2 protein-coding genes are annotated in these 3,277 nt (G+C 42.4%); one reads left to right on the forward strand and one right to left on the reverse strand.

The annotated features are described in order from the left end of the window. Window positions 1-84: 84 nt before the first annotated feature. Window positions 85-1,683, reverse strand: coding sequence for a glycoside hydrolase family 16 protein (locus AB4371_RS19805; RefSeq protein ID WP_057621915.1), 1,599 nt, complete (start codon window positions 1,681-1,683; stop codon window positions 85-87). A gap of 546 nt (window positions 1,684-2,229) precedes the next feature. Between AB4371_RS19805 and AB4371_RS19810 the strand changes: the two genes are divergently transcribed. Beyond that, complete coding sequence (locus AB4371_RS19810) at window positions 2,230-3,225, forward strand: LacI family DNA-binding transcriptional regulator (protein WP_102319824.1); 996 nt, start codon at window positions 2,230-2,232, stop codon at window positions 3,223-3,225. The last annotated feature ends 52 nt before the right edge of the window (window positions 3,226-3,277 follow it).

The following is a 3,277-nucleotide window of genomic DNA, read 5'->3' on the forward strand; positions in this document are numbered from 1 at the left end:
GCTCGGCGCACAATAAAAAAGGGAACATACATCGTATGTTCCCTTTATATTCAGAATTTTATTCAAACCCTTTTGTTAAAAAGCTTACTTTTCAAATCGAATATTGTCTAATTTAAAACTCATTTCTCCTTGAGGCTCAAACACTAAAAGGTTAGTGATCGTTGTTGGATCAGCTTGATTCCCACCAGCAAAACGGTTGTCTCTCTTTAAAATGTCAGCGATTGGAATACGTACCGTCTTCCATTCATTGATTGCTGATAGCGGCACGGTATAGTCACTTGTTTTCGGCCAGCCACTGTCCATCTTAACCAATAGTTCAACCCCGTCGGCCATGCTCTCAACTTTCAAATCAAAGACCAGTTCACCCGTCTCTTGCCAATGTGTCACATCTGTTACAGGAGAACGAAAATAGATATTTCCTGATCCTTGATTCTTATTCACTTGTAGCACTGTTCCACGATCTGGTTCGGTCACTTCTTGATAGTCAACAATATCCAATGGGTCATAACTTGCATAAGCCAAGCTTGCGTTAAGAGTTTCGGTAAAAATCTCCAACGTTGGTCCATCAGCATAACTATCATCGGTTGCTAAGATCTCTGGAGCTTCGTGCCCTATCACTTGTATTGCATGTTCAGAACGACTTGCACACCCTTTTCCTTTCCAACGATCAACCTTACAACGGTAAACCTTTACTGAATCAACTAGCATTGTTTTCGGAAACAAACCTTCGTCGATGCCTTTATCATTTGCGTTTGCTGACCACGCCCCACCGACGGCCAAGTTCAATAACAAATGAAACTTTTCATCAAACGGAGCTGCTCCACTCGCATTAATGAGTTTCCCTTCTTCCGCTTCATATTGGCTGTACCAGCCCTCTTGAGTTTGAGTCGCGTAATGAATATTGTCTACATACCAACGAATTTCACCTTCTTCCCACTCAATCGCGTATGTATGGAAGCCCTCAGTAGGGTTCACACCATTTGGCAATGTCGCGGCTTGCCCTTTATAAACATTGTCTGGCCAATTTCGTCCGTAATGTAACGTCCCGTAGACCCGGCTCTCTAGAGCATCATTTTTCGCTCCCGCCGCATCTGAAAGTGTGTTTAGGTTAACCGCTTCCATAATATCGATTTCGCCAGAAGCAGCCCATGTACCATATTTATTGTCGGTTGGCAGCATCCAAATCGCGGGCCATGAACCTTGTCCACCGGGTAACTTTGCTCTGATTTCATAACGGCCATATTTGGTGTCACGCTTGTCTCTTGTACTTAGCCTCGCAGAAGTATAAGGGAGTGTTTTAGTTGCTCCGCCAATCGTACCTTCGGCATTGTCAGGCCCAGTATGACTTTGCTTCAGCGCGACAATGTGTAAAAAGCCATCTTTAACAAATGCGTTATTAGGATCATCCGTGTAGCACTGTTGTTCATTGTTCCCTCCTCCCCAACAGTTCACTTCTAATGACCAATTACGTTTATTTATTTGCTCGCCTTCAAACTGGTCTTCCCACACCAATTGCCAGTCTGAACTTAAAGTAACTGGAGCATGGGATAGCACAATCGCTTTTTCAGTTTGAGCTAAGTCAGCACTTTCGGATACCGGCAGCTCTATCGCCGTGCAGCCAGACATCAAAGCGGCAGAAATAAAAGACGTTAATATCTTTACCTGATTGGTTAGATCTTGCATTACAACTCCTTGTATCACGACTTTCTAAGCAGGCGACACGTAATATCGGAGCCCATAACAGAAAGTCGATAAATGAATAAGTCCGTGAGCATGGACCCAATATGCCATGCACGACTGTTTCAAAATGAGTATATAAAAGTGCATAGTTCAAAAAAGAGACAACGCTCACCTTAAGAAAGCGCTTTCTTGTTGGGTTTCACATTTTGCTAAAATTCGTTGTGGTTTGTGTAGATTCTCAAGAATTTTTTGACCTGATTATCTGCATAACACCCTAGAATCCCTTTATTCTAAGGCTTCTGTTTTTTCTAGCTTACAACGAAGTTCAGAAAAACAGATTCACTTTTATTACAACACAAAGAAAGCGCTTGCTTGATATTTGAACGAGTATATGGAAATATTCGTGACCTTACTTTGTATGCTTAACCTTCAAATTTAGCGTTAAGCAGTTCTGAGTTTTTAAATATTAATCATTGGATTACTAGGCTCTTATTGATCACGAAGGTAATATAGCTTAGTTCACTCCTTGTAGAGATAAGGCCACTACCATTGATCACCATTAAAGAAGTATCTGAACTTGCTCAAGTTTCTCAATCAACCGTCTCACGAGCATTAAATGGTCACCCTACGGTAAAGGAAGCCAATCGCGAAAAAGTATTCAAAGCTATTGATCAACTGGGCTACAAGCCTAATGCGTTTGCACAAGCTCTAGCCTCCAGTCGTTCAAATAGCATTGGCATGCTAGTTGGTTCGCTTGATGGGCCTTTCTATGGACCATTAATGCATACAGCCGAAGATACCGTTCGCCAAAATAATATTCACTTAATCGTTACAAGTGGCCAGGAATCACGAACCAAAGAGCTCGATTCTATCCAGTTTTTGCAATCTAAACTTGTGGATGGCCTCATTGTTCACTCAGACAAGCTCAGTGATGACGAACTGATCAAAATAGCGAAAGACAGTGAAACAATGATTGTTCTCAACCGTTTTATTCCTGAGATTTCTGATCGCTGTATTTACATTGATAATGAGCTTGGTGGCTACCTTGCAACGAAGCACTTACTTGAGAACGGGCATAAAAAAGTCGCTTGTATCACAGGCCAGTTGAGTAAAGTTGATAGTAGAGATCGCTTTCAAGGGTATCGAAATGCCTTGTTAGAGTTCGGTATCGAATACGACGCAGGGCTGTTTGTAGAGGGACGCTTTGATCATCAAGGCAACCACGAAGCTGCGCGACGCTTGTTAGACCGAGACCCTGAGATCACCGCGATTTTCTGTCAAAATGACAACATCGCGCTTGCTGTATATGACGTAGCAGCAGAGCGAAACCTCATTATTGGGCGAGACCTTTCAGTCGTAGGCTTCGATAACGATACTCATAGCCAGCATATTCGTCCTCGCTTATCGACGGTCGACTTTCCAGTTCATGAGATGGGAGAAGAAGCTGCAAAAGGTGTTTTATCGTTAATTAATAAACGCGACTACCCATTGAAGCACAAACTAACCCCGACATTGATTGTAAGAGAGTCCGTGGCTAAGCTTTGATTTTTGTATATCAAACACCCTATTTTTTACACTTAATCGAGTAGGAGGAGGC

Origin of the sequence: Vibrio sp. 10N.261.51.A3 (assembly GCF_041471965.1) — a bacterium.
GTDB classification, from domain to species: Bacteria; Pseudomonadota; Gammaproteobacteria; order Enterobacterales; family Vibrionaceae; genus Vibrio; species Vibrio crassostreae_C.